Below are 24,444 nucleotides of genomic sequence, written 5' to 3' on the forward strand. Positions count from 1 at the left end.
GTCGGCGGTAGATTGGGGCCCGCTGCTGCCGATCTGATGGGATATTCGCACGTGCACGACTTGGTTCGGGGGGAACGCTGATGGTGTCGATCGTTTTCGGTGTTCTGCTTCTGGTCGGTGCGGTGGCGGCGTTCGTTGTCATGCGGCGGACCAAGGCCGAGTTGGTGGCGATGATCAGTGCGGATACGTTGTCGATTCCGGAGCTCGAGCAGTTTCGGGGGGTGTCCGACGAACTGGGGGCTCGTGGGGGGTTTCGGAAGATCAGTGAGGTGGTCGGGGTTGCGCATCCCCGGCCGGAGGGGCCGTTGACGGCGGAGCTGTCGAAGACGGAATGTGTCTGGTACCGGTATCGGATCGATCGGCACTACGAGGAGGTCGAGCGCCGGGACGGGCGCCGGCGGGTGCGGAAGCGGACCGAGAAGGTGGCCGAGCACACCTCGTGGGAGGGCTACGCGGTGCTCGACGAGCACGGGAACACGATCGGGGTGGACCCGGCCGGCACCGCGCCCGACGGCGTCGTGCAGACGGTGAGCAGATTCGAGCCGCACCACGGTGACGCCGAGAGCATCGAGGTATTCGGATTCCGGCTTCCCGGCGGCCTGCTCGGCCCGTCGAGTTCCACGATCGGATTCGAGTACAAGGAGTGGATCATCCCCGTCGGCCAGCGCCTGTTCATCCTGGGGGAGGTGCACGACAAGATCGGCCCCCTGGTGATCGGCAAACCGGAGGGCAAGGGCCACTTCCTGATCTCGACCCGCACCGAACAGGAGGTCCGGGCGGCCCGCGTCCAACGCCACCGGTTCCTGGCCGCCGGCGTCATCGCGGGCACGCTGATCGGGCTCGGCCTCCTGACCGCGGGAATCATCGCCGCCGTGTAGCCGGGCGGCGTCTAGAGGGCTCGCTCGAGGGCTCCGGTCAGGGCGATCGGGGTGATCTCGAGGCGGTCGAAACGCCAGCCGGCGCCGGTGCGGCGCGCCCCGTAGCGGTGGACCGCGGCAGCGATCGTCTCGGTCTTGTCGTCCACCACGAGGACGGCGACGTCATGGGCCCGCACCGTCGCGGTATCGCCGTCGAGGTCGATGACGAGGTTGCTCTTGTTGTGCAGAGTGGCGGCGTAGGTGTCGTGGCCCGCGCGCACGAGCTCGATGAGCCCGTCGATACCGCTGGACTCCCCGCGCAGCGACTTGACGACGACGTCGGCGGTGAAGAGCCGGTCGGTCTCGTCGTAGCGATGCTCGTCGATCCAGAGACTGTGGCGGGCAACCAGATCCGCGAGTTCCGCGCGGTCGGCGAGGTCTCGAACCAGGGTTTCGATGTCGGACATGGTGACTCTCCAATATTGTTGGTGTGACTAACGTTAGTCGCACCAATGAATGTAGATCGTTAGTGCGACTAACGCAAGGGGTAAACTGTCCGCATGGAGACGAGCGGCGATCCGCACTTCCACCACGACGACGAGACGCCCGAGCGACTGAAGGGTCAGCTCTCACGCCTGGTCGGCATGACGGCGGTGCAGACGCACCGCGTGGCGGGTGACGCGCTGCGCGCGGTGGGCGCCCACAAGGATCACTTCGTGGTGCTCGCCGTCCTCGCCGAGCTGGGCCCCGCGAGCCAGGCGGCCCTGTCCGCGCGCACCCGCGTCTACAAGAGCGACCTCGTCGCCGTCCTCAACGACCTGGAAGACAACGGCTGGACCCGCCGCACCCCCGACCCGGACGACAAGCGCCGCAACATCATCACCGTCACCGCCGCCGGCCGCCGCCGCCTCGACGAACTCGACCGCATCCTCGACGTCGTCAACGAACACATCATGGCCCCGCTCGCCGCCGACGAGCGCGCCCAGCTGTTCGACCTCCTCGGCCGCGTCAACGCCCACCTCGCCACGACGCCGGACCGGCCCTGATCACCGGTACTCACGACCCTTCCTCCACCAGCAGCAGATACGCCGATTCCAGGTGGACGAGGCATTCGTCGGGGCGGTGGGTGCGGTGGATGTCCCAGAGTTCCCAGGCTCGCGGAGGAGTGAGGGCCATGAGGTGCACCTGGCACATGACCTCCGCCAGTCTTCCGTCCGCGTGCACGAAGGTACTGTGCGACAACGGATCCGGTGCAGTCATATGGCCGAGCTTCGATCGGTGACGGCCCGGCGACGACCTGTCCCGCCGGGCGTCGACGGGTGGGATGGGAATCCTGGTCGTTCGCTCCCGATAGTCCTGTATACGAGCCTTTCGCGCAATCCGGTGACAAGTGTTGTGCCCCTACCGATGTGAATCATCACCAAAGGCCGCGCGCGCTTCCTCCGGCAATGCCGTTCCGCCCGCAATGTCCAGCGGGGTTGACGCGCCGGTCCCCCCTAGCTATGGCGGGACTTGTCGCTGGTGAGTGGCTCGGGGTGGGGCAGGGTGCTTGTATGGGCGGGTGTCGGAGTTCGAGGCCTATCGGGGTGAGTTGATCGGGTACTGCTACCGGATGCTCGGGTCGGTGCACGAGGCCGAGGATGTGGTGCAGGAGACGATGCTGCGGGCGTGGCGGGCGCGGGACCGGTACGACAGCACGCGGGCGTCGGTGCGGACGTGGCTGTATCGGATCGCGACGAACGCCTGTCTCACCGCGCTGGACGGCCGGGCGCGGCGGGCGTTGCCGTCCGGGCTGGGCGCGGCCTCCGACGATCCGGGCGCGGACCTGCTTCCCGCACTCGATATTCCCTGGCTGCAGCCGTATCCGGACGTGCGCTTCGAGACCGCGGCGCGCGACGATCTCCGCCTGGCGCTGATCGCGGCGATGCAACTGCTGCCGCCGCGCCAGCGGGCCGTCCTGGTCCTGCGCGAGGTGCTGGAGTTCAGTGCCGCCGAGGTCGCCCGGCAGCTGGAGACCTCGGTCGCCGCCGTCAACAGCGCACTACAGCGCGCTCGCGCGGCGCTGGCGGACGTGCCGGGCCTGGACCAGGTCACCGAACCGGACGATCCGGAGGTGCGGGCCGTGATCCGTCGCTACGCCCAGGCCTTCGAGAACGCGGACGTGCCCGCCCTTGTGCGGCTGGTCACCACCGACGCCGTCATGGAGATGCCGCCGGTGCCGCTGTGGTACCGCGGCAGTCGCGATTACGGCCGGTTCCTGGATCGGGTGTTCGCGATGCGCGGAACCGACTGGCGCATGCGGCCGCTCACCGCCAACGGCCAGCCCGCGCTGGCCGCCTACGCCGCGGCGACGGACGGCGGATATCGCCTGCATACGTTGCAGGTCTTCACCGTCACGGGCGGCCGGATCGCGCGCAATGTCGTCTTCGCGGACCCCGGCGTGCTCGCCGCCTTCGAACTTCCGGAAAAATTTCGCGGCACAGCGATGAGTCGGGACGATCCCGCCGGTAGATACCGGTGAAAGATCCGATCGAACCCAAGGACAAGATCATGAGCGTCATCGTCATCGAATTCGTCACGCTGGACGGACGGCTGAGCGACCCGGACGGCCGCGCGGGCACGCCGACCGGTGGGTGGGCGTTCCGCTACGGCCCCGAAACGGTCGCGGGAGACAAGTTCCGGCTCGGGACGATGCTGGACGACGGGGTCATGCTGCTGGGCCGCAAGACCTGGGAGCTGTTCGCCGGATTCTGGCCGGGCCGCGACGACCCGTTCGCCGCGCGCATGAACGGCGTGGCGAAACTGGTCGCCTCCCGCACCCTGACGGACGTCTCGGCGTGGCAGAATTCGCGGCTCGTCGACGGCGATCTCATCGATGCGGTCAAGCGCGAGCAGCGGGACGTGATCGTGACCGGCAGCCCGAGCATCGTGCACGCGCTGATGGGCGAGGACCTCGTCGACGAGTACCGGCTGCTGACCTTCCCGACCGCCCTCGGCAGCGGCGACCGGTTGTTCCCGGAAGGCCGCACCGTGGATCTCGAATGCCGGGAGACCGAGGCGGCGGGCGCGGCGATCTACACGCGGTACGGCCGGCCCGCACGGTAGTTCCCGGCGGGGTGTTCACGGTCGCGTTCGTCGGACGATGTAGGCCGGGGCGTCAAGTGGTGGGTCCGTGATGTTCAATCCACCGGGTTACCGTGCTTGGGTAGGGCGGAGGGCGGAGGTTCCCCATGGCGAGCACGCGACTTCGGAGTGTATGGCTGGCCAATGTGGCGGTCGGGGCCGCGGCGGTAGCCGTCGGGACGCCGCGACACGCCGGGCCGGTGGTGCACAGGCAGGTGAATCATGGTCGGAGACTGCGTGATTCGATCGTGGCCTCGGATCTCGAGGTGGTCACCGTCACCGCTACGTCGGTGGTGCTGACCTGGACGACCCGGGTACGGGACCGGGCCGGGAAATGGCGGCCGGCCCCGGCGGACACCGAGGTTCGCGTGGCGCCCGCGGACAGGTACGGCACGGCGCCCGCGCTGTACCTCGACGAGCGCCCGACGGCTCACCACTACGCGGAGATCGGCGGCCTGGAGCCGGGGCGCGCCTACCGGTTCGAGGCGTACTCGGGCGGGCAGCGCGCGGTACCGGCCCGGACGATGGTCACCCGGCGGGCCGGAACTCCCGAGAGCACGGGCATATTCAGCACGGCGGCGCCGCCCCCGGGAACGCTGCTGCGGACCATCGCGCTCGCCAACGACCTGCACTACGGCGAACGGGTCAGCGGACTGCTGCTGACCGGATTCCCGTCCGGCCTGCGCCACGACACCGACGATCACCCCGGCGTCATGCTCGACGCCCTGCTGGACGATCTGCGCCGTCCGGACCGGGCGGCGGATCATCTCGTCGTCGCGGGCGATCTCACCGATTGCGGCACGCTCGAGCAGTCGCGTGGGGTGCGGGCGCGGCTCGACGCGTGGGGCGACCTCGGCCGCGACTACTTCGTGTGCCGCGGGAACCACGACGCGCCGCGCGAGGCCGATCACTGGGGCGGCGTCTTCCACCCGCGGCAGCGCCTCACCGAGCACGATCTCGGCGGGCTACGGCTGATCGGGCTGGACACGACGCGGCTGCGGGCGGCGGGCGGCACACTCGTCGCACCCCAGCTGCACCACCTGCGCGAACGGCTGACGGCCGAACCCGATGCCCCGACACTGGTTTTCGGCCATCACCCGGTGACATTCGCGGCGGCCGTGAGCAATCCGGCCGGGCCGGGTTTCGTCCTGGACCGGTCGAGCGCCGCCGCCCTGCACGACATCTACCGCGCCGCCCCGGGTGTCTTCCTGCACCACAGCGGGCACACCCACCGCAACCGCCGCGGCCGGCCCGACAGCGATATCGACGTCGAATTCCTCGAGGTCGCGGCGGTCAAGGAGTATCCGGGCGGATACATGCTGCTGCGGATCTACACCGGCGGCTACACCGCCAACTACTACAAGACCCGCACCGAATCCGCCCGGCGCTGGAGCACCCGCACCCGCCGTCAGTACTTCGGCCTGCACCCCGATCATGCGCTCGGCTCGCTCGCCGACCGCAATCACGCTGTGCGGCGCGACTTCTCGGGGCTGGCGGCGCGCTAACTCCCGGAACTCGGCAGCCGCTCGGCCGCGAGCTTGCGCAGATCGCTGGATTTGATCTTGGCGCTGCCGGTGAGGGCGATGTCCTCCTCGGCGAAGAACAGGACGTGCCGGGGCACCTTGTAGCTGGCCAGTCGTTCACGGAGGTAGGACCGGATCCCCTCGGCATCGAGACCCGTATCGGCGTGCGGCACAACGCAGGCGACGACCACCTCGCCGAGGGTGTCGTGCGGAACCCCGACGGTGCGTGCGACCTTCACGCCCGGGAAGGGGGTGAGGGCCTCGTCCACCTCGCGGGGGGAGACGTTGGCGCCGCCGGTCTTGATGATGTCGGTGAGGCGGCCCTCCCAGTACAGCCTGCCCGCCTCATCGAGGTATCCGCCGTCGCCGGTGTGGAAGTAGCCGTCCGCGTCGAGGGTCTCGTCCAGGGGCGTGCCGACGTAGCCGAGCATCAGAGTCGGTCCCTTGACGCAGATTTCGCCGCGATCGCCGCGGGCGAGGACGTCGCCGCTCAGCGGATCGACGATCTTGATCGTATTGCCGGGCAGCGGCTCCCCGCTACTGCCCGCGATCACGTCGGCGGGCGTATTGGCGGCGAAACACGTGGTGATGGTGAATGTTTCGGTATTGCCGTAGGCGTGTCCCGGCTCGGTGTAGTCCGTCGAGACGCGCGGATGGCGGGCGGCGGGGGTGCTCACGTCCACGAAGCGCAGGCTGCCGAGATCGGTCGCGGTCCAGTTCAACGCGCCTTCCAGCTGCGCCCACTGATGCGGCCAGGCGACCGGGAAGTTCACCCGTTCGGCCTCCATCAGATGCAGCGCCGCACTGGCGTCGAAGGTCGACTGCAGCACGAGGCTGCCGCCCGCGGCGAGCGTCGCGCCCAGCGCCATTCCGAAATTGCCCGACCAGAAGAAGCCGTTCGCCGTCCAGCAGCGGACGTGGTCCTCCGGTCCGAAGCCGTACATCCGCCGGAACCGCCACATCTGGATGGCGACCCCGCGATGCGCGCTGCGGATCCCCTTCGGCCTGCTGGTGCTGCCCGAGGAGAAGAACAGTACGGCGGTATCGCTGGGCTGGACGGAATCCGCTGTCGCCTCGACCAATTCGGCCGGTTCGGCGTCGCCGCGGGCGAGGAACGTCTCCCAGGGATCGATCGCGCCGCCCGGAATCGGCTCGCCGACGACCGCGAGATGCCGCAGGAACGGATAGGTCGCCGACCGGACCGCGCCGGAGGCGGTGGTACTCAGCGCCGGTTCCAGTTCGGTCAGCGTCGCCGCGAAATCCCGCTTGCCTACGGCGCGTTCGAACAGCAGCACCGACACCCCGGACAGCCGGAGCAGGTGGTCCAGCTCGGCCGGGGTGGAGAAGGTGCTCAACGCCACGGCGACGCCACCGGCGAGCGAGGCGCCGAAGACGGCGGCGAGCCATTCGGGCCGGTTCGTCATCAGCACGCCGACCCTGCTGTCCTTGCCCACCCCGCAGGCGCGCAGGGCGCGCGCGACCGCCACCGAGCGTTCCCACAGGTCGTCGTAGGTCCACCGGGTGACCCCGGAATCATGGTGGGCGACAAGCGCTTCGCGGCTCCCGTACGCCGCGGTCACCTCGCGCAGAAAGCCGGGCAGGGTGAGCGTTCCGAGGCCCGGCTCCTCGTCGAGCGGCGGGCCCGCGGCGATCGCTGTCGCCGTATCGTCGGTGGCCATCGTGGTTCTCCCGGCTCAGTACGGCAGCTCGACTTCGGCGGTGCACTTGACCAGCACGCCGCCGTCCTGATTGGTGAGCCGCAGCCGCACCTGGACCAGCGGCACGCCCCACACCGAATCGGCGTCCTTGCCGACGATCTCGGCGTCGAAGTAGGTGACGTCGCCCTCGAAGGCGGGCAGGCGGAAGTCGGCCTTGGTGTGGCGCACCATGCCGTCGTTGCCCGCCCAGTAGGCGAGGTAGTCGGTGCACCAGGCGCCCATGGTGGCGCCGTAGCCGTAGGACCGGGCCATGCCGACCTCGCCGGCCTTGTCGGCGTCGATGTGGCCGCGGGAGGGGCCGACGTAGAGGCCGTCGCGCAGGCGCGGGTCGATCCGGGCGCCCTCCTCGTCGAAGGCGAAACCCTCCGTCCACCCGGGGTCCTGGTTGATCCACGGATCCGCGAGGCCCGCGGGCGCGGTCCAGTGGAAGGTGCCCCAGATGTTGAACAGGAAGGCGCGGTACTCGGTGGTGAAGCTGGCGATGGTGTGCGGGCCGATCACCCGGCGCGGCAGGCGGTCGCCGACCTTCACCTCGTCGAAATGCGGTGAGACACCGGTGCGATTGGACATCAGCCACTCGTGCCGCAGCTCGTCGACCGCGGCGAGTTCCGCGGCGGTCCAGGACTTCACGGGACCGAGCTGGTCGTCGTACATGCCGCGCTTCTTCGCCTCGGCGGCGAGATAGCGGATGGCGGTGGACCTTTCGCGGGCGACCAGGGCGCCGTTCTGGTTGCGGTGCGTGGTGTCACCGCGCGAGAACATCGTCGGCCCGGCGAAATTCGTGTCCGCGACCTTGTAGTCGTGGAAGCGCCGCTCCTGCAGCAGGGTATCGCCGGGGCGCACGGGGCAGCCGTAGAACCACCACTCCTCGCCGCCGAAGATGAGGTGACTCTCGGGGATGTGGCCGACGCAGGCGGGCTGGGCGCCGTGCCCGTAATCCAGTGCCACGGCGATGGATTGGGGCGCGACCAGCCCGCCGTATCGCGATTCCCGGGCGAACTCCTGATCCCAGTGCAGCGGGTTGGGGTAGTCCATCGCCATCACCCAGCGGCGGATGTCGGAGGTGCTGCACGGATCCCACAGCTGACCGCCGCCGACCGGTTTGCCGACCCGGTGGTCGACATCGCTCAGGTCCAGTTCGACGGCGGAATCGGTCTTCTTCTCGGTCACGGCGTACTCCTCAGCGATTCACGTCGACGACGAAGCGGCCGCGCACGGTCCCGCCGACGAGCCGGTCCGCCGCGGCGATCGACTCCTCCAGGGAGATCTCCGTGGCGATGGAATCCAGTGCGGCCGGATCGAGATCGCGGGCCAGGCGGGTCCAGGCCGCGAGGCGGCGGGGCTTGGGGGCCTGGACGCTGTCGATGCCCAGCAGCGTCACCCCGCGCAGGATGAAGGGCGCGACCGTGGCGGGGAAGTCCATGCCCTGGGCCAGGCCGCAGGCGGCGACCGCGCCGCCGTAGCGGGTCTGGGCGCAGACGTTGGCGAGGGTGTGGCTGCCGACGGTGTCGATCGCGCCCGCCCAGCGTTCCTTCTGCAGGGGCTTGCCGCGCTCGCCCAGGTCGGCGCGGTCGACCACGGTGGTCGCGCCCAGCTCCTGGAGATACGCGGCCTCGGCCGACTTGCCGGTGGCGGCGGCCACCGTGAACCCGGCCTTGGCCAGCAGCGCGATGGCAATACTGCCCACGCCGCCGGTCGCGCCGGTCACCAGGATCTCGCCCTGCTCCGGCTCGACGCCGTGGCGCAGCAGCGCGTCGACGCAGAGCGCCGCGGTGTAGCCCGCGGTGCCGATCGACATCGCCTGGCGCGCGGTGAACGCGTCGGGCAGGGGTACCAGCCAGTCGCCGTTCAGCCGGGCGCGCTGGGCCAGCCCGCCCCAGTGGCTCTCGCCGACGCCCCAGCCGTTGAGGACCACCGAATCACCGGCCGACCAGTCGGGGTGCGTGCTCTCGGCGACCACGCCGGCGAGGTCGATGCCCGGCACCATCGGGTAGGAGCGCACGATCGGTGACTTTCCCGTGATGGCAAGGGCGTCTTTGTAATTGAGGGTGGAGTACGCGACGTCGATGCGGACATTCCCCTCCGGTAGGTCCGCATCAGTCACGGTCGTGTGGGCGACCTGCGGGCCCGTATCGGCCTTGTCGATGAGCAGTGCCGTAAACATCGCCAGCGAGTTCCTTTCTCCGCCAGTGGAGATAACATTTGTGAGAATGTGATTCTCCATTGGTGCGAATAATGCTTCCATTCCTGGTTCGGGGTGTCAATCGCCGCCGGTCAGCGGGCGGTCCAGCCTCCGTCGACGACGATGGTCTGACCGGTCACGTACCGGGCGGCGTCGCCGGTGAGCCAGACGACGGCGCCGACGATGTCCTCGGCCTTCGCCTCGGTGGGGAGCGGGGTGTTGCGGCGCAGGTACGCGGCGCCGCGTTCGTCGTCGTAGAGGCTGTCGGTGATCTCGCTGCGGAAGAATCCGGGCGCCACCGTATTCACCCGGATCGAGTGCCGGGCCCACTGCACGGCCAGTTCGGCGGTGAGCCCGGAGAGCCCGGATTTGGCGGCCGCGTAGGACGCCTGCGGGATGCCGGGCACGCCGACGCGGCCACTGATCGAGGAGATGTTGACGATCGAGCCCCGCCCGCGGGCGCGCATGTGCGGGAACACCGCCTGCGCCAGGCGGAAGGGCGCGACCAGGTTGAGCGCGAGGGTCCGCTGGATCTCCTCGGGCGTCTCGGATTCGGCCGGCGCCTCGGAGAATCGGTTGCCGGCGGCGTTGATCAGGATCTCGGGTGGTCCCAGCGCCGTGGTGACCGCCGGGACGACAGCGGCTGTATCTTCGGTGAGATCGCAGGTCACGGGATGGCCGCCGATCCGCGCGGCGAGGTCGGCCAGCCGATCGCCACGCCGCGCCACCACCGCCACTCGTGCTCCGAGGGCGGCAAGGTTTTCCGCGACGGCCTCGCCCAGCCCCGACGACGCACCGGTCACGATCGCGACCCTGCCTTCGAGGCCGAACAGGTCGGTGAGACGGTCCAGTGGATTGCTCATGGACGCCTCCGAGATGACATGCTCACGACTGCCCTCCGGTCGGTGAGACAAGGTCCGCGAGGCGGGTGCGTTCGATCTTCCCCATGGCGTTGAGGGGCAACGCGTCCACCCGTGACCAGATCTCCGGCACCTTGTACCCGGCCAGCTCCCTCCGGCACAGCGCCTCGAGTTCCTCGAAATCCACTGCCGGGCCGACGCTTTCGATCAGCGCCGCCACCTTCTGGCCGAGGCGCTCGTCGGGGATCCCGCAGACCGCGACCTTGGCGATACCGGGGTGCGCGCCGAGGACGCGCTCGATCTCGAGCGGGTAGATATTCGCCCCGCCGCGGATGATCACCATCTTCTTGCGGTCCAGCACCGACAGCGTGCCCGTGGCATCGACCGTGCCGATATCGCCGGTCGGGAACGGGCCCGGGGCACCAGCTTCCACGCGGCCGTCCACCCAGTAGCCGAGCGCCGGCGTCCACAGCCCGGCCCATGGGCCCGTGGTCGCGGCGGCGAGCCGCAGTTCGCCGGGTTCGCCGGGCGCGAGGCGCACGCCCGCGTCGTCGTAGGCGGCGACGTCGTACTGCGGCAGCACCCGGCCGCTGGCGCCGGAGACCCATTCCGTGCCGGGCGGATCGATCGAGACGACGGTCGGCGCCTCGGTCAGGCCGTAGGTGGCGCGCGGCACCGGGCCGTGGGCCTCGGCGAAGGCGGTGCGCACCGAATCGGGGGTGTCGCTCGCGCCGCTCCACACCTCCCGCAGCGAGCCGAGGTCGAGATTCGGGCGGCGGGCGAGATCGTAGAGCTGGGCCGGGGCGCCGTTCCAGACCGTGACCCGATGCCGGGCGATCCACTCGGCGACGCCCTCGACGTCGCGGCGGTCCATGACCACCGCACAGCCGCCGGCCTGCGCGGTCAGCAGCGTCGACAGCACCAGCATGTTGAGCACGGTGAACGGGAAGCTGTCGCCCTTGCGCAACTCCGGGCCCCAGCCGCGGGTGGCGACCAGGACCGCGCCGGGCAGCAGCAGATTGCGCTGGCTGTGCACCACGGCCTTGGGCGCTCCGGATGTGCCGCTGGTGAAGGCGATTCCGGCCGGGGCGTCGAGATCGTGGTCCAGGCGCGGCGCGGCGGGAGCGGTCCGCAGCAGCGCCGACCAGCGCTCGGGGTCGACGGTGGCGGGGGAGTCCACGCGGCAGCGGGGCCCGGCCAGGACGGCGGCGGGCGCGCACAGGTCGACCAGGTGCTGTTGCTCGCTCGGCGACAGGGCCTCGCCGATACCCGCCCAGACCGCGCCGACGCGCTGCGCGCCGTGGAAGGCGGCGACGATGTCGAGATCGTTGGGCAGGCAGGCCGCCACCCGGTCGCCGGGACGCACGCCCAGCGACCAGAGCGCGGCCGCCGCGCGGTCGGCCCGGTCGTCGAGTTCGGCGTAAGTCCAAGCGCCCGAGGCGGCCTCGATCGCCGGGGCGTCGGGCCGTGCGGCGACGGCGGCATCGAGGACCCGGGCGATCGGCCGGAGCGGGCTCGCGCCATTGACACTGTCCACGCAGTCCTTGATATCACTATCCTTACAAAGATTCATCAGATAGACCGGAATGCGCCGAGAACGCCGAGCCGTCCGCCCGGCGCGGGGTGCGGTCGCGAACGAGGACGTGGCGATGGAATATTCAGGTCCGCTGTCCGGAATCCGTGTCATCGACCTGACGGCGATGGTCATGGGCCCGTATTGCACGCAGATCATGGCCGATATGGGCGCGGAGGTCATCAAGATCGAACCCCCGGCGGGGGACAACACCCGCTACATCTCGGTGGGGCCCGAACGCGGGATGGCGGGGGTCTTCGTCAACGTCAACCGCGGGAAACGCAGTGTGGTCCTGGATCTGAGATCCGAGGACGGCAAGGCGGCGCTGCGCGATCTCATCGCGCACGGCGACGTGTTCATCCACTCGATGCGCGCCGCGGCGATCGCGCGGCTGGGTTTCGGGTACGAGGAGGTGGCGGCGCTGAATCCGGCGATCGTCTACACCAACTGCTACGGGTACGGGCGGCGCGGGCGCGACGCCGATCTCACCGCCTACGACGACACCATCCAGGCCGAGTGCGGGCTGCCGTTCGTCCAGGAGCAATTGACCGGCGCCGCGGGCTATGTCGGCACGATCATGGCAGACAAGGTCGCCGGGCTCACCGCGCTGTACGCGACGACGATGGCGCTGTTCCATCGCGAGCGGACCGGCGAGGGCCAGGAGGTCGAGGTCGCGATGTTCGAGACCATGGCGGCGTTCATGCTCGTCGAGCACGCGAACGGGGCGATGTTCCGGCCGCCGCTGGGGAGTGCGGCCTATCCGCGCGCGGTGGCGCCCAACCGGCGGCCCTATCGCACGGCCGACGGGTATATCTCCGCGCTGGTCTACAACGACAAGCAGTGGACGGCGTTCGTCGCGGCGGTGCAACCCGACTGGGCCGGAACGGAATTCGCCACGCTGGAGCAGCGCGCCGCCCGCATCGACACCGTCTACGCCCTGCTCGCCGAGACCTTCGCCGAGCGCACCACCGACGAGTGGCTGGAACTGCTGCGCGGACTGGATATTCCGTGCGCTCCGGTGCGTTCACTGGACGAGCTGTTCGACAATCCCCACCTGCTGGACTCCGGCTTCTTCGAGACCGTGGACAGCGACTACGGGCCGGTGCGGTTCCCGGGGCCGCCGGCCTGGTTCTCTCGCACGCCCGGGCATGTGGCGGGGCCCGCGCCCCGGCTCGGCGCGGATACCGAGGAGGTGGTGCGCCGGTTCCGGCCGTCCGCCGGCACGAACGGGCGGGTGCGGTGATGACGGCCGTGATCGACGCCGTGGACCTGGATCTGCGGGAGATCCTGCGGCCCGGCGACCGCATCGTGATGGGACAGGCGTGCGGCGAGCCGACCACGCTGGTCGAGGCGCTGATCGCGCAGGGCGCGGAGATCGGCCGGCTGTCGGCCTTCATCGCCACGAGCTTCTCCGGGTTGTTCACCCCGGCCGCCACGGACTCCTTCGCGCTGTCGAGTATGGGGGCCATCGGTGCGCTGCGCGCGGTGACCAAGGAGCATCGGCTGGCGATCGTGCCGTGTCACGTCAGCCGGGTCGGGCCGCTCATCGAGGCCGGAATCCTCGGCTGCGACGTGGCTTTCGTCCAGGTGAGTCCGGCCGACGAGAACGGCGAGCACAGTTTCGGGCTCATCAGCGACTACGTGCGGGCGGCGGTCGCGGCCGCGCGGGTGGTGGTCGCGGAGGTGAACGATCGGGTGCCGTGGACATCCGGCGAGCGACTGTCCGCGTCCGAGATCGATTACGCGGTCACGGTTTCCAGGACTCCGGCAGAGGTGCCGCCCGCGCGGATCGGTCCGGTGGACGCCGCCATCGCCGAGCACGCCGCCGCCTACATCGAGGACGGCGCGGTGTTGCAGACCGGTATCGGAGCGGTGCCGGACGGCATCCTGCGATTGCTGCACGACCGAGCGGACCTCGGGGTGCACTCCGGGATGATCGGTGACGGGCTGGTGGATCTCGTCGAGGCGGGGGTGATCACCAACGCGCGCAAGAAGATCGACCGTGGTGTGTCCGTGACGGGTGCGCTGATCGGCACCGAGCGCCTGTACCGGTTCGCGGACCGGAATCCCGCTATTCGCATGTGCGCGACCGGATATACGCACGACGCGGGGGTGCTCTCGCAGCTCGAACGGCTGGTGACCGTGAACTCCGCGGTGGAGGTCGATCTCACCGGTCAGGTCAATGCCGAGCAGAGCGGCGCGGCCTATATCGGCGGCACCGGCGGACAGGTGGACTTCGTGCGGGCCGGTATGCGGTCGCCGGGCGGGCACGCCGTCATCGCGTTGCCCGCGACGGCCAAGGGCGGCACCGTCAGCCGGATCACCGCGGCGCTCACCGGGCCGGTCACCACCGCGCGCACCGACGTCGATGTGATCGTCACCGAATTCGGCGCGGCCGAACTCGCGGGACGCACGCTGGCCGAGCGCACGCGGCGGCTGATCGCGGTGGCGCACCCCGATTTCCGCGAAGAGCTGGAGCGTGCGGCGCACGAGATCCAGCGGAGAGGATTCTGATGTCGGACGCCGTACTCTTCGAGGCCCGCCCGGACGGGATCGCCGTGCTCACCCTGAACCGGCCCGAGCGCCGCAACTGCCTGTCGGCGGACGTGCGGGCCGGGCTGTTCGAGGCGTGGGACCGGTTCGAGCACGACCCCGCGCTACGTGTCGCGATCCTCACGGGCGCGGGCACGAAGGCGTTCTGCGCGGGCGGCGACCTCGAGGAGATGGTCGGCAGCGGCATGGGCGTGCCGCCGCGCGATATGTTCCCGCTGCCCTACGACACCCTCGAACTGTCCAAACCCACCATCGCCGCGGTGAACGGCGCGGCTTTCGCCGGCGGCTGGATGATCGCCCAGGCCTGCGACCTATGCGTGGCGAGCACCACCGCCACCTTCGCCGTCACCGAGGTGAAGGTGGGCCGCAGCTCCCCGTGGGCCGCGCCGCTGATCCATATGATTCCGCAGCGGATCATGATGGAGCTGCTGCTCACCGGCAAGCCCATCGATGCCCGCCGGGCCTACGAGATCGGGCTGGTGAACCGCGTCGCCGAGCCCTCCGAACTCCTCGACACGGCAATAGATCTGGCCACGACCATCCTCGCAGGCGCCCCCTTGTCGGTCCGCGCGGCCCGCGACACGGTCATGCTCGCCACCGAAATGGGCCGTTCTGCCGCCCTCCAGGCCGCCCGTCACGCCGCTGTCGAGTGCTACATGAGCGAAGACGCTCAGGAGGGACCTCGAGCTTTCGCGGAGAGACGAAAGCCGCAGTGGCGGGGGCGGTGACGGGGCCCAACAACCACGCGCCCTCAGCCACTCCTTCTTTTTCCGGCACGCTTTTGGCCGGAATCCACAGTGGCCAGCGGTGGTTCCCGGCCAAAAGCGTGCCGGGAAAAGAGTTGTCGACGGCGGCATGATGGCTGCCGAATACTATGTACCACTCTGTTTTCGGGCCTCGTTGTTCAGGAGGCCGAGCGGCGCGTGGTTGGCCCAGCCCTGCTCGGGCCAGTTGAACCAGCCGGAGGAGGCGTGGGTGCCGCCGTCGGGGTGGAGGGTGGTGCCGGTGAGGTAGGTCGAGAGCGCTGAGGCCAGGAAGACCACGCAGTGCGAGATGTCCGTGGGTGTGCCGACTCGGCCCATGGGGATGGCGACGCGGACGCCCGCCGGGTCGTGTAAGGCGTTGTCGGCGTGGGGGAGTCGGGCCAGGGCGGGGGTCGGGACATAGTCGGGTGCTACGTTGTTGACCCGGATGCCGTCGGGGGCGACCTCGACGGCGAGAGTTCGAGCGAACTGTTCCACGGCGGCTTTGGCGGCCGCGTAGACAGCGAAACCCGGTGCGGCACGGTGGGCTTCGATCGTCGTCATGTTCACAATGCTGCCGCCGCCACCTGCACGCATGCGGGGAACGGCCAGCGAGCAGGCATTCAGCACGGTGCCGAGATTGGTGCGGATCAGGGCGTCCCAGCCTTTCGCCGCCGTCTCCGCGAACGGGGCGCGGAAGGTGCCGCCGACCACGTTGACGAGGGTGTCCACCCGTCCCCAGCGCGCGTCCACGGCATCGAACAGCGCGGCCAAGACCTCGGGATCACGGGCGTCGCCGACCTCTACGAGAGCGTCGCGACTCTCCTCGTCCAGGGCCTGCCGCAGCTCGGCCGCCGCCTCGGTATCCTTGTCCAGCACCGCGATTCGCACACCGTTGACGGCGAGATCGGTCACGATCGCCCGGCCGAGGCCGCCCGCGCCACCGGTGACCACGGCGACCGTCCCGTCCAGCCCCGCCCGCTCCTCGAACCAGCTCATCGCGCCGCCCGGTGCAGATAGGTCTCCCCGAAGGCCGCCAGGAAGTCCAGGGTCGAGCGAGAGTCGCCGGTCCGGTGGGACACCACGACCCAGTCGACGCCCGCCTCCGACAGCTCCGTGAGCGCCGCGCGATGGCGGTCGGCATCGCGCTCGGGCTGCGAGATGCCCTCGCCCTGATAGGAATACACCAGATCGATGTGCCCTTGCCGGCCGGCGGCCAGGGCATCGGCGCGGATCCGCTTCATGGCGCGGGCCATCTCCGCGACCGTGCCCAGCGCCGGCGTGCGGGCCGTGGTGCTCAGCTCCGCGCCGCCGGTCATCGGGATCCACCCCTGCGCGTGCTCGGTGACGCGGCGGCGGCTGCGGGCGGAGTTGCCGCCGATCCAGATCGGGATCGGCCGCTGCACCGGACGCGGCAGGGCCACCACGTCGCGGGCGCTGAAGTGTCGACCGGCGTAACTGAACGGTTCACCGCTCCAATGCCGCGGCAGCACCTCGAGCGCCTCGTCGAACAGGGCATTGCGCTCGTCGAAATCCACGCCCAGCGCATGGAATTCGCTCTTCTGATACCCGGCGCCCAGCCCGAGCGTCACGCGGCCGCCGGAGAGCGTGTCCAAGGTGGCCGCCGCCTTCGCCAGCAGCATCGGATTGCGGTACGGCGCGACCGACAGGTACGTGAGCACCCGCAGCCGCTCGGTCGCCGCGGCCGCGAAGGCGAGAGCGACGAACGGATCGAGGGTCTGATGCCCGCCCGCGCCCAGCCAGCGCGCACCCGGCGCGGGATGCTCGCTCAGCGAGATCGCGTCGAACCCGTGCCGTTCGGCCGCCTCGGCGACCTCCGGCAGGGGTCCCGCGTCCAGCAGGTGGCCGTCGCTGCCCGAGATCTCCGGGTAGTGGAAGATGAAACGCATTGTCCCTACTGCCCTTTCGGTAACTCACCGGCGTCCGTGCTCGACCTGGTTGAACGGCACATTGCGATCGGCGGCGTATTCGCGTGGCATGCCGAGCACGCGCTCGCTGATGACATTGCGCGCCATCTCGGTGCTCCCGCCCGCCAGGCTCCACGCCGCCCGGAACAGATAGTCGAGGCCGACCTTCTCGGTGTCGGCCGGGTCGCCCGAAGCGTGCGTGGCGGCCGCCGATCCGGCGATGCGCACCGCCGCATCCGTTTGCAGCCAGGCGTTCTCGGCGCTGAACAGCCGGGTGATCGCGCCCGCCGAGGGCGGCAGCTCACCGCTGAGAATGGCCGCCGTGACGTGATCGATGAGCTGATCGCGCACGACGTTCATGGCCCGCGCCTCGCCGATATCCTCCCGGGTGCGGGGATCGTCCAAATGCCCGGTGGCGCGCGCCAATTGGAGCAGCTGGTCCACCTCGCCGCCCAGGTGCGGGCGCGCGCCGCTCGTGTAAGGCGAGGTGCCGCCGAGTGCGGCCCGCTCGTGGTTCAGCAGCAGTGTCGCGGCCTCCCAGCCCTCGTCGACGCGGCCCAGCACCGACTCCGGCGGCAGCGCGACGTCGTCGAAGAACTCCTGGCAGAACTCGGTCGAGCCGGTGACCTGCTTGATCCGCTGCACCGTCACGCCCTCGGCGTGCACCGGCACCAGGAACAGGGTGAGGCCGCGATGCTTGGGCGCCTCCCAGTTCGTGCGGGCCAGGCACAGTCCGTAGTCGGCGGCGTACGCGCCGGAACTCCAGATCTTGGAGCCGTTGAGGATCCAGCGCTCGCCGTCGCGGTCTGCGCGGGTGGTGAGCCCGGCCAGATCCGAGCCGCCGCGCGGTTCGGACAGGAACTGCACCAGGAGTTCCTCGCCGCGCAGCACGGCGGGCAGATGAGCGCGCTTCTGATCCTCGGTGCCGATATCGAGCAGGCTCGCCGCGCAGATGGCCAGCGTGGGCACGTTCAGCAGCAGCGGCATCTCGTACGGATTGGACTCCTCGGTGAAAGCCTGCTGATGGGCCGGGGTCAGGCCGCGGCCGCCGTATTCCACGGGGAAGCAGATCCCGGCGAATCCACCGTCGTAGAGGATGCGCTGCAACTGCCGGGCGCGGTCCCACGACTCCTCGCTGTAGGCGTCGCCGTCCGGCGGGGAAGCGGGCGGCAGATTCTCCCGCAGCCACTCGCGCGCGCGTGCGCGGAATTCCGCGACGGGCTCGAGGGCGGTGGCGGGCTCCGTATCGGTGGTCATGGCGGCGACGCCTTCCTTGAGTGTCGGTGCGGCTCTGGGGTTCTCGCGTCGGTTCAGGCGGCGGCGAGCAGGTCGGTGATGTGGCGGCGGTGTTCCTCCGGGGTGCCGTACAGCGCGCGGCCCAGGGTGATTCGCCGCAGGTACAGGTGCAGGTCGTGCTCCCACGTGACACCGATGCCGCCGTGCAGTTGCACGCAGTCCTGGGCGATCACGGGAGCCTTCGCTCCCACATAGGATTTCGCGATGCTGACGGCCTCGGCGGCGGTGGCCGGATCGTCGTCCCAGGCCGCCGCGGCGGCGGTCGCGGTCGCCCGGCAGGCCTCCAGCCAGGTCTTGTTGTCCGCCATGCGGTGCTTGAGCGCCTGATAGGAGGCCAGCGGCCGGCCGAAGGTGTAGCGGTCCGACAGCCAGCCCAGCGTGGCATCGAGGGCGGTGCCGGTCGCCCCGGCTGTCTCGGCAGCGGTGAGGAGCGCAGCGGTGAGCGCCTGCGCCTGGATCGCGCCGTGGGCATCCGGGCCGGTGTGCGCGACGCCGTCGGCGGGGACCACGACATCCTCGAACGACACCCGCGCGGTCCGCCGCACCAGATCCAGCGTCCACGCGGGCTCCACGGTCACGCCCGGTGAATCGGCGGGGACGAGCACCTGGATCGGTCCCTCGGGGCCCGCGGCGGTCACCAGGAACAGATCTGCCTGATCACCCGCCTCGACGCGGTCTTTGACCCCGGTCAGACGGTAGCCCTTGCCATCCGGTTCTGCGCGGGTGGCAAGAGGTCCAGGTGCCGCGGAATACGGGGCAGGCGCGCCGAGGCCCAGGACGTCCAAACCTCGGCCGGGCTCGTATACCGCCCATGTCACGATCTTTTCGCCGGACGCGACAGCCGCTACCACGTCACTCAGCCCCTCGGCGTGGGGCGCCAGACCGGCCAGCACGGCGTTGGTGGTGACGAACGGCCCGGGGGCGCACGCGCGGCCCAGTTCGGTCGCGACCAGGGCGAGTTCGGTCATGGGCCGGCCGGAAATCGTTCCGCCGCCCAGGCTTTCGGGCACCAGCATGGCCGTCCAGCCGAGTTCGGCGGCGCGGCGCCACCAGTCGCGCTCGAAACCCGTACCCGACTCGCCGAGTTCGCGCACGGTCGTGACGGGCATGGTGCTCGCGAGGAAATCGCGGGTGGTCGCCTGGAAGAACCGCTGGTCCGCGGCGGGATCATGGGGCATGGTGCCGGTCCTCTGGTTGACGCGGGGCTACAGATGTGGAAATCTCATACTCACAGATGAGAGGCAGATTCTCAATCACGAAAGTCGACTGGCGAACGGTCCGGAGGGCGTGCTGGTCGCGGGTGTCGAAGGGAACCGTCGAGCCGTGAGCAACTTCGAAGATCTGGATTTCTTCCTCGGGCGGGAACTGGTCGACGATCCGTATCCCTATTTCGACTCGCTGCGGGCGAAATGCCCGGTGACGCGGGAGAAACACCACGACGTGATGATGGTGACCGGATACGACGAGGCGCTCGAGGTCTACAACGACGTCGAGCGGTTCTCCTCGTGCGTCTCGGTGACCGGCCCGTTCCCGGGTTTTCCGGTGCCGCTCGACGAGTCGTCCGATGTCGACGCCCTCATCGCCGAGCACCGCGACACGCTGCCGATGAGCGATCAGCTCCCCACACTGGACCCGCCGGTGCACACCGATCACCGCGCCCTGCTCATGCGGCTGATCACGCCGAAGCGTCTCAAGGAGAACGAGTCGGCGATGTGGGCCATCGCCGACCGGATGCTGGATCAGTACCTGGTTACCGGCGGCGACTGCATCCGGGAGTTCGCCGGGCCGTTCACGCTGCACGTGATCGCCGATCTGCTGGGCGTGCCGGAGGCCGATCAGCACGAGTTCCTGCAGGCGCTGCAGCGCGATCCGCACCGGGAGGGCTCCAGCGTCGGCAGTACCGACGGGGAAGGCATGTCGCACAACCCGATCGAGTTCCTGTATCAGCGGTTCTCGGCATATGTCGAGGACCGGCGGGCGAATCCGACCGGGGACGTGCTGACCAGCATGGCCACCGCGACCTTCCCGGACGGCCGGCAGCCCGAGGTGCTGGATGTGGTGCGGGTGGCGGCGAATCTGTTCTCCGCCGGCCAGGAGACCACCGTCCGCCTGCTCAGCTCGGCGCTGAAGCTGCTGGCCGAGCGCCCGGACATCCAGCAGTACCTGCGCGAGGATCGCAGCCGGATCCAGAATTTCATCGAGGAGTCGCTGCGGATGGAGAGCCCGGTGAAGGGCGACTTCCGGCTGGCCAAGTGCCCGACCACGGTCGGCGGGACCGAGGTGCCGGTGGGCACGGTCCTCATGGTGGTCAACGGCGCGGCGAACCGCGATCCGCGGCGCTTCGAGGATCCGACCACCTTCGAGGCGGCACGCTCGAATGCCCGCTCGCACTTGGCCTTCGGTCGCGGCCCGCACACCTGCCCCGGTGCGCCGCTGGCCCGCGCGGAGGCCCGGGTGGCCATCGAGCGCCTGCTCGAGCGCACCTCCGACTTCCGGATCGACGAGAGCGTGCACGGCCCCGCCGACGCCCGCAACTACCACTACCTGCCCACGTTCATCCTGCGCGGCCTCACCTCGCTGCACCTGGAATTCGACGTCAAGGAGGCCACCCGATGAAGGTCACGGTCGACGAGGACCGCTGCCGCGGCCACGGCATCTGCCTGGGCGCCTGCCCGGAGGTCTTCGACCTCACCGACGACGGCTATGCCGAGGTCACCATGACCGACGTGCCGGTGGAGTACGAGAAAGCCGTTCGGGAGGCCGAGCAGGGCTGCCCGGAGCGGGCCATCGTGGTCGAGTGAGAGTCTCGGCGAAAAGGGTTGACCAGCACGGGGTTTCGGTCGCTTGATCAGTGTGGAATGCTCTGATTCACATCGGTGCGGGTCTGTTGGCGGGGATAGATTTTCGGTAGAATTCGAACATGCATTCGATGGGGGAGGGATCTGGTGAGCAGGCCGTCGGCCTGCTGCACACCGCCGTCTCCGATCTGTTCGCGCTGCCGCTGACACCGCTGACCGACGCCGAGGTCATCGAGGTCATGCAGGAGGCGGAACGCGCTGCGCGGCGGCTGGTTTCACTGCAACATCGGTTGCTGGTCGAGGCGGAGGAACGGTCGCTGCCAGCCCGGTTCGGTAGCAAGGGCATCAAACGGTTCCTCATGGAGACTCTCCGAGTGTCCAGCGCCGACGCGGGGGCTCGGGTGCATCAGGCGGCGTGGGTGGGCACTTTCCACGACATGAGCGGTGACCAGGTCGACCCGAAACTGCCGGAGACGGCGAGGGCGCTGGCCGAGGGTGAGATCTCTGCCGACCACACCCGCGGGATCGCCGCTGTAATGAACCGGGTCCCGCGCGGCGCGACATCCGCCGATCGCGAAGCCGCCGAGGAGATCCTGGCCGGATTCGCGCGCACCGGCTCCCCGGACGACCTGGGCAAGATCGGCGACAAGATCCTGGCCCATCTCGACCCGGACGGCCGACTGACGGATGAGCACGATCGCGCCCGCATGCGCGGCCTCACGGTCGGACGCCAGCGCCCCGACGGCATGTCCCCGATCCGGGGTGAGATCGACCCGGTATTGCGGGCCCTGCTGGATCCGCTGCTGGCCAAATACGCCCGCCCCGGCGTGGCCAACCCGGATGACTCGGAAAGCCCAGCGGCCGAGGTGGATTCCGCCGATCCGGCCGTTCTGGCCGCGGCTGCTCGCCGCGACAATCGCTCCGTGGCTCAGCGCAACCACGACGCGGTGAAGCTGATCCTGTCGTCCGGAATCGTGGCCGAGAAGCTGGGCCGCCACCGCGGTGTGCCGGTCACCACGATCCTGACCCTGAAGATCGACGATATCGAGCGCGACGCGGGAGTGGCGACCACCGCCACCGGAGGCACCGTCCCGCTTCGCGATGCCCTCGAACTGGCGGCACGGTCGCGGCCGTATCTGGCGGTCTTCGATTCTCGGGGGCTGCCTCTGCACCTCGGTCGTGTGCGGCTGGCGTCACCGGCACAGCGCCTGGCGTTGATCGCGGCCCTGCGCGGTTGTTCGCGTCCCGGCTGCAACGCACCCGCGAGCCTGTGCGCGGTCCACCACGTCCGCGAATACCGCGCGGGTGGCCGCACCGATATCGACAACCTGGTCCTCGCCTGCGACGCTTGCCACGCATTGATCCACGACGGCCCGGGCGGATGGAAAACCATTGTCGAGGAACAAGGTTCACCGCGGGCCGGCCGGACGGCCTGGATCGCGCCCCCGCACATCGACCCGACCGGCACCCCACGCGTGAATCATCGGCACCGCGCGGGCGAACTACTCGCCGAGACACTGTCCCGCATCCACGACCGAGCCGAGCGCGAGCGCGAACAACACCGCCGCTGGCTCTGCGACCGCAGTGCCGAACACCAGCGACTCCTCGCCACGCGCACCACTGCGGCGTGACCGGCGGACTACCGCGGTGGTGGCCAGCCGGTCTCGGTCGCGATCGAGTGAGTGTTTCGCCTCGTGTCCGTTCCGTGTGTCTACGACGTCGCCACTCGTGCTTACGCGTTGAGCTGCTCGAACTTTCCACCTTCTACGCCGCCGGTGAACGCGTCCCACTCGCCGGGTGTGAAGGTCAGGTAGCCGGAGCCGGGGTTCTTGCTGTCACGGACGGCAACATCGCCGTTGGGTAGCCACGCAATTTCGACGCACTGGCGGTATCCGATGGTTTTCGTCCGTCACTATCTGAACCTGCCCGTTCTTCAGTGATGACTCCGCGCGCTAAAGCGAACCAACGCTGGTAGCGATCTGGTGGCCGTGCTGTGCTCGAATACAACAACTTCGCCACCTCTACAACAAGCGATTCGGGCCGTCATGCGGTCGTTCGAGTGGCGGTGGACGAAATGAGCGCTTGGGCAACAGTCTTGGCCATCGTTGCGGTGTCGACGGTCGCCTTCGGTCTTGTCATCGGGCTTGCGTCCATTACCGAGCCGACGAGATGCGCGACGGGCGCGGCACTGTCCGCACGCTCGACGACGCGGACTTTGCGAGACGCGCTCGACGGGGCGAGGAAAGGGCCGGTACCCAGATTCGGCAAGATAGGAATCGCTCAGATCTCCACGCGGCCTGGGCAAGTGTCACAATTGGCGATCCTTGCGATGGGCACGACGGCCTGTGTCCCAGCGGGGAGTGGGGCCCGTATACGCGCCCGCAAGCAGAGCAGGCGATCCTGTTCGTCGCGAAGGACCTCGCACCTCACGTCGTTCCGTATTGGCAGCGGGGTGAGCGCCCGGAAATGTCGACCTGATGCTGTTAGGGCGGAGGGAAAGCCGCTGCGATCGCCGCATCGAGGATGCCGAGGTCGGCTCCGAGTTGGGCGGAGACGGCTCGGGCTACGGCTACGTCTTTGCTGAGGAATTGGCCTACCGAGGAGCGGAAGGCTTCGACCGAGTTCTTGTGGGCGATGCTGGTGAGGGCGCGGCCGGAGCTGCTGGCGTGGGGGAGGGCCGACAGGAGGGTTTTCTCGGGGACGCCGAGTTGGGCGCCGAGGCGGACGGCGTCGGCGACGAGGCCGATCTGGGCGGCGAACAAGGCGTTGTTGACGAGTTTGACGCGTTGGCCGGTGCCGAGGGGGCCTACGTGGAGGATGGGGTCGGCGTAGGCGGCCAGGACTTTTCGCGCGTCGAGGACGGCGGTGTCGGTGCCGCCGGCGAAGACGGTGAGTTCGCCCGCCGCGATAGTGTGCGGGCCGCCGCTGACCGGGGCGTCGACTACCTCGATGTCGTAGGGCGCTGCGGCGACGGCGATCTCCGCGGCCGTGTCGGGGCTGCCCGTGGTGTGGATGATCAGTGTCGCGCCGCGCGGAAGGGAGTGCAGCAGTGGGCCGTCGAGGCACACCTCGCGGACCTGGTCGTCGGTGAAGACGCAGACCACCGCGGCACGGGCGCCACGGACGGCGTCGGCGACCGTCGAGGCGGGGTCCGCGCCGAATTCTGCCAGGATGGAACGGGTTTCGGCGGATCTGGCGAGAGCGCGGACGGTATGGCCCTCGTCGACCAAGCGCCGGATCATCGGCAGACCCATGCGCCCTGCCCCCACGAATCCGATCACCACGGATGT

The 24,444-nt window shown here is 69.5% G+C and carries 24 protein-coding genes; 11 read left to right on the forward strand and 13 right to left on the reverse strand.

Features of this window, described 5'->3' with window-relative positions; genetic code table 11:
- The first annotated feature begins 80 nt into the window (after positions 1-80).
- A complete protein-coding gene (locus ON41_RS34715) occupies positions 81-878 on the forward strand; it encodes a GIDE domain-containing protein (protein WP_040752751.1) in 798 nt (265 codons plus the stop codon).
- Between the two features lie 11 nt (positions 879-889).
- On the opposite strand, the gene ON41_RS34720 is transcribed toward ON41_RS34715, so the two are convergent.
- Positions 890-1,324, reverse strand: a complete 435-nt coding sequence (locus ON41_RS34720; protein ID WP_040752752.1) for a nuclear transport factor 2 family protein — start codon at positions 1,322-1,324, stop codon at positions 890-892.
- Between the two features lie 93 nt (positions 1,325-1,417).
- Here ON41_RS34720 and ON41_RS34725 point away from each other — a divergent pair, with 93 nt between their 5' ends.
- On the forward strand, positions 1,418-1,903 hold the full coding sequence (locus ON41_RS34725) for a MarR family winged helix-turn-helix transcriptional regulator (RefSeq protein ID WP_040752754.1): 486 nt from the start codon (positions 1,418-1,420) through the stop codon (positions 1,901-1,903).
- 10 nt (positions 1,904-1,913) lie between these two features.
- Here ON41_RS34725 and ON41_RS34730 read toward each other — a convergent pair whose 3' ends face one another.
- Positions 1,914-2,117 carry a hypothetical protein gene (locus ON41_RS34730; RefSeq protein WP_040752755.1) on the reverse strand — a complete coding sequence of 68 codons (204 nt, stop codon included), beginning with the start codon at positions 2,115-2,117 and terminating at the stop codon, positions 1,914-1,916.
- A 301-nt stretch (positions 2,118-2,418) separates the two neighbouring features.
- On the opposite strand from ON41_RS34730, the gene ON41_RS34735 reads away from it, so the two are divergent.
- The 3 genes from ON41_RS34735 (at position 2,419) to ON41_RS34745 (ending at position 5,485) form a co-directional block, all read left to right on the forward strand.
- Entirely contained in the window at positions 2,419-3,378 is a 960-nt protein-coding gene (locus tag ON41_RS34735) for an RNA polymerase subunit sigma-70 (protein WP_040752756.1), read from the forward strand.
- The gene (locus tag ON41_RS34740; RefSeq protein WP_218003602.1) at positions 3,375-3,962 is read left to right on the forward strand and encodes a dihydrofolate reductase family protein; all 588 of its coding nucleotides are present in this window, start codon (positions 3,375-3,377) and stop codon (positions 3,960-3,962) included. Before ON41_RS34735 ends, ON41_RS34740 begins: the two co-directional genes overlap by 4 nt.
- 125 nt (positions 3,963-4,087) lie before the next feature.
- Positions 4,088-5,485, forward strand: a complete 1,398-nt coding sequence (locus ON41_RS34745; RefSeq protein ID WP_040752757.1) for a metallophosphoesterase family protein — start codon at positions 4,088-4,090, stop codon at positions 5,483-5,485.
- Here the strand turns inward: ON41_RS34745 and ON41_RS34750 are convergent.
- The 5 genes from ON41_RS34750 to ON41_RS34770 form a co-directional block, all read right to left on the reverse strand.
- Positions 5,482-7,182, reverse strand: coding sequence for a class I adenylate-forming enzyme family protein (locus ON41_RS34750; protein ID WP_040752759.1), 1,701 nt, complete (start codon positions 7,180-7,182; stop codon positions 5,482-5,484). The two genes, ON41_RS34745 and ON41_RS34750, sit on opposite strands and share 4 nt — an antisense overlap.
- Before the next feature lie 15 nt (positions 7,183-7,197).
- The gene (locus ON41_RS34755; RefSeq protein WP_040752761.1) at positions 7,198-8,391 is read right to left on the reverse strand and encodes an FAS1-like dehydratase domain-containing protein; all 1,194 of its coding nucleotides are present in this window, start codon (positions 8,389-8,391) and stop codon (positions 7,198-7,200) included.
- A gap of 10 nt (positions 8,392-8,401) precedes the next feature.
- Positions 8,402-9,385, reverse strand: a complete 984-nt coding sequence (gene acuI, locus ON41_RS34760) for an acrylyl-CoA reductase (NADPH) (protein ID WP_040752763.1) — start codon at positions 9,383-9,385, stop codon at positions 8,402-8,404.
- Positions 9,386-9,495: 110 nt separating this feature from the next.
- Positions 9,496-10,266 carry an SDR family NAD(P)-dependent oxidoreductase gene (locus tag ON41_RS34765; RefSeq protein ID WP_040752765.1) on the reverse strand — a complete coding sequence of 257 codons (771 nt, stop codon included), beginning with the start codon at positions 10,264-10,266 and terminating at the stop codon, positions 9,496-9,498.
- Between the two features lie 22 nt (positions 10,267-10,288).
- Complete coding sequence (locus ON41_RS34770; RefSeq protein ID WP_051163167.1) at positions 10,289-11,800, reverse strand: class I adenylate-forming enzyme family protein; 1,512 nt, start codon at positions 11,798-11,800, stop codon at positions 10,289-10,291.
- Positions 11,801-11,912: 112 nt separating this feature from the next.
- On the opposite strand from ON41_RS34770, the gene ON41_RS34775 reads away from it, so the two are divergent.
- Genes ON41_RS34775 through ON41_RS34785 form a run of 3 tightly spaced genes read left to right on the forward strand, consistent with a single transcriptional unit; the run spans position 11,913 to position 15,117 of the window.
- Positions 11,913-13,079: a CaiB/BaiF CoA transferase family protein gene (locus tag ON41_RS34775; protein WP_040752838.1), complete on the forward strand. Its 1,167-nt coding sequence runs from the start codon at positions 11,913-11,915 to the stop codon at positions 13,077-13,079.
- Positions 13,079-14,350, forward strand: a complete 1,272-nt coding sequence (locus ON41_RS34780) for an acetyl-CoA hydrolase/transferase family protein (RefSeq protein WP_040752767.1) — start codon at positions 13,079-13,081, stop codon at positions 14,348-14,350. Before ON41_RS34775 ends, ON41_RS34780 begins: the two co-directional genes overlap by 1 nt.
- Entirely contained in the window at positions 14,350-15,117 is a 768-nt protein-coding gene (locus ON41_RS34785) for an enoyl-CoA hydratase/isomerase family protein (RefSeq protein WP_040752768.1), read from the forward strand. The genes ON41_RS34780 and ON41_RS34785 overlap by 1 nt, the downstream gene beginning before the upstream one ends.
- Positions 15,118-15,261: 144 nt before the next feature.
- On the opposite strand, the gene ON41_RS34790 is transcribed toward ON41_RS34785, so the two are convergent.
- The 4 genes from ON41_RS34790 to ON41_RS34805 are packed head-to-tail and all read right to left on the reverse strand — an operon-like array spanning position 15,262 to position 19,534.
- On the reverse strand, positions 15,262-16,131 hold the full coding sequence (locus tag ON41_RS34790) for an SDR family NAD(P)-dependent oxidoreductase (protein WP_051163169.1): 870 nt from the start codon (positions 16,129-16,131) through the stop codon (positions 15,262-15,264).
- Entirely contained in the window at positions 16,128-17,042 is a 915-nt protein-coding gene (locus tag ON41_RS34795) for an LLM class F420-dependent oxidoreductase (protein WP_040752770.1), read from the reverse strand. The genes ON41_RS34790 and ON41_RS34795 overlap by 4 nt, the downstream gene beginning before the upstream one ends.
- Positions 17,043-17,066: 24 nt before the next feature.
- Positions 17,067-18,317, reverse strand: coding sequence for an acyl-CoA dehydrogenase family protein (locus tag ON41_RS34800; RefSeq protein WP_040752771.1), 1,251 nt, complete (start codon positions 18,315-18,317; stop codon positions 17,067-17,069).
- A gap of 53 nt (positions 18,318-18,370) precedes the next feature.
- Complete coding sequence (locus tag ON41_RS34805) at positions 18,371-19,534, reverse strand: acyl-CoA dehydrogenase family protein (protein WP_040752773.1); 1,164 nt, start codon at positions 19,532-19,534, stop codon at positions 18,371-18,373.
- A gap of 145 nt (positions 19,535-19,679) precedes the next feature.
- On the opposite strand from ON41_RS34805, the gene ON41_RS34810 reads away from it, so the two are divergent.
- From ON41_RS34810 to ON41_RS34820, 3 genes are all read left to right on the forward strand, one after another.
- Complete coding sequence (locus tag ON41_RS34810) at positions 19,680-20,972, forward strand: cytochrome P450 (protein WP_040752775.1); 1,293 nt, start codon at positions 19,680-19,682, stop codon at positions 20,970-20,972.
- Positions 20,969-21,157, forward strand: a complete 189-nt coding sequence (locus ON41_RS34815; RefSeq protein WP_040752776.1) for a ferredoxin — start codon at positions 20,969-20,971, stop codon at positions 21,155-21,157. Before ON41_RS34810 ends, ON41_RS34815 begins: the two co-directional genes overlap by 4 nt.
- A gap of 119 nt (positions 21,158-21,276) precedes the next feature.
- Positions 21,277-22,785, forward strand: a complete 1,509-nt coding sequence (locus ON41_RS34820) for an HNH endonuclease signature motif containing protein (protein ID WP_040752777.1) — start codon at positions 21,277-21,279, stop codon at positions 22,783-22,785.
- Between the two features lie 101 nt (positions 22,786-22,886).
- Here ON41_RS34820 and ON41_RS40890 read toward each other — a convergent pair whose 3' ends face one another.
- Both ON41_RS40890 and ON41_RS34825 read right to left on the reverse strand, forming a co-directional pair.
- Positions 22,887-23,051: a DUF397 domain-containing protein gene (locus ON41_RS40890; protein WP_083905847.1), complete on the reverse strand. Its 165-nt coding sequence runs from the start codon at positions 23,049-23,051 to the stop codon at positions 22,887-22,889.
- A gap of 586 nt (positions 23,052-23,637) precedes the next feature.
- Positions 23,638-24,438, reverse strand: a complete 801-nt coding sequence (locus ON41_RS34825; protein WP_040752778.1) for an NAD(P)-dependent oxidoreductase — start codon at positions 24,436-24,438, stop codon at positions 23,638-23,640.
- Positions 24,439-24,444 lie beyond the last annotated feature (6 nt).

Source organism: Nocardia transvalensis NBRC 15921, from assembly GCF_000308875.1.
GTDB classification, from domain to species: Bacteria; Actinomycetota; Actinomycetes; order Mycobacteriales; family Mycobacteriaceae; genus Nocardia; species Nocardia transvalensis.

Excerpts from the sequence above, each read along its gene's own strand:
- ON41_RS34715 (WP_040752751.1), top strand. The coding sequence starts at position 81 with ATGGTGTCGATCGTTTTCGGTGTTCTGCTTCTGGTCGGTGCGGTGGCG.
- ON41_RS34720 (WP_040752752.1), bottom strand. The coding sequence starts at position 1,324 with ATGTCCGACATCGAAACCCTGGTTCGAGACCTCGCCGACCGCGCGGAA.
- ON41_RS34725 (WP_040752754.1), top strand. The coding sequence starts at position 1,418 with ATGGAGACGAGCGGCGATCCGCACTTCCACCACGACGACGAGACGCCC.
- ON41_RS34730 (WP_040752755.1), bottom strand. The coding sequence starts at position 2,117 with ATGACTGCACCGGATCCGTTGTCGCACAGTACCTTCGTGCACGCGGAC.
- ON41_RS34745 (WP_040752757.1), top strand. The coding sequence starts at position 4,088 with ATGGCGAGCACGCGACTTCGGAGTGTATGGCTGGCCAATGTGGCGGTC.
- ON41_RS34750 (WP_040752759.1), bottom strand. The coding sequence starts at position 7,182 with ATGGCCACCGACGATACGGCGACAGCGATCGCCGCGGGCCCGCCGCTC.
- acuI (WP_040752763.1), bottom strand. The coding sequence starts at position 9,385 with ATGTTTACGGCACTGCTCATCGACAAGGCCGATACGGGCCCGCAGGTC.
- ON41_RS34765 (WP_040752765.1), bottom strand. The coding sequence starts at position 10,266 with ATGAGCAATCCACTGGACCGTCTCACCGACCTGTTCGGCCTCGAAGGC.
- ON41_RS34775 (WP_040752838.1), top strand. The coding sequence starts at position 11,913 with ATGGAATATTCAGGTCCGCTGTCCGGAATCCGTGTCATCGACCTGACG.
- ON41_RS34780 (WP_040752767.1), top strand. The coding sequence starts at position 13,079 with ATGACGGCCGTGATCGACGCCGTGGACCTGGATCTGCGGGAGATCCTG.
- ON41_RS34785 (WP_040752768.1), top strand. The coding sequence starts at position 14,350 with ATGTCGGACGCCGTACTCTTCGAGGCCCGCCCGGACGGGATCGCCGTG.
- ON41_RS34790 (WP_051163169.1), bottom strand. The coding sequence starts at position 16,131 with ATGAGCTGGTTCGAGGAGCGGGCGGGGCTGGACGGGACGGTCGCCGTG.
- ON41_RS34795 (WP_040752770.1), bottom strand. The coding sequence starts at position 17,042 with ATGCGTTTCATCTTCCACTACCCGGAGATCTCGGGCAGCGACGGCCAC.
- ON41_RS34800 (WP_040752771.1), bottom strand. The coding sequence starts at position 18,317 with ATGACCACCGATACGGAGCCCGCCACCGCCCTCGAGCCCGTCGCGGAA.
- ON41_RS34805 (WP_040752773.1), bottom strand. The coding sequence starts at position 19,534 with ATGCCCCATGATCCCGCCGCGGACCAGCGGTTCTTCCAGGCGACCACC.
- ON41_RS34815 (WP_040752776.1), top strand. The coding sequence starts at position 20,969 with ATGAAGGTCACGGTCGACGAGGACCGCTGCCGCGGCCACGGCATCTGC.
- ON41_RS34820 (WP_040752777.1), top strand. The coding sequence starts at position 21,277 with ATGCATTCGATGGGGGAGGGATCTGGTGAGCAGGCCGTCGGCCTGCTG.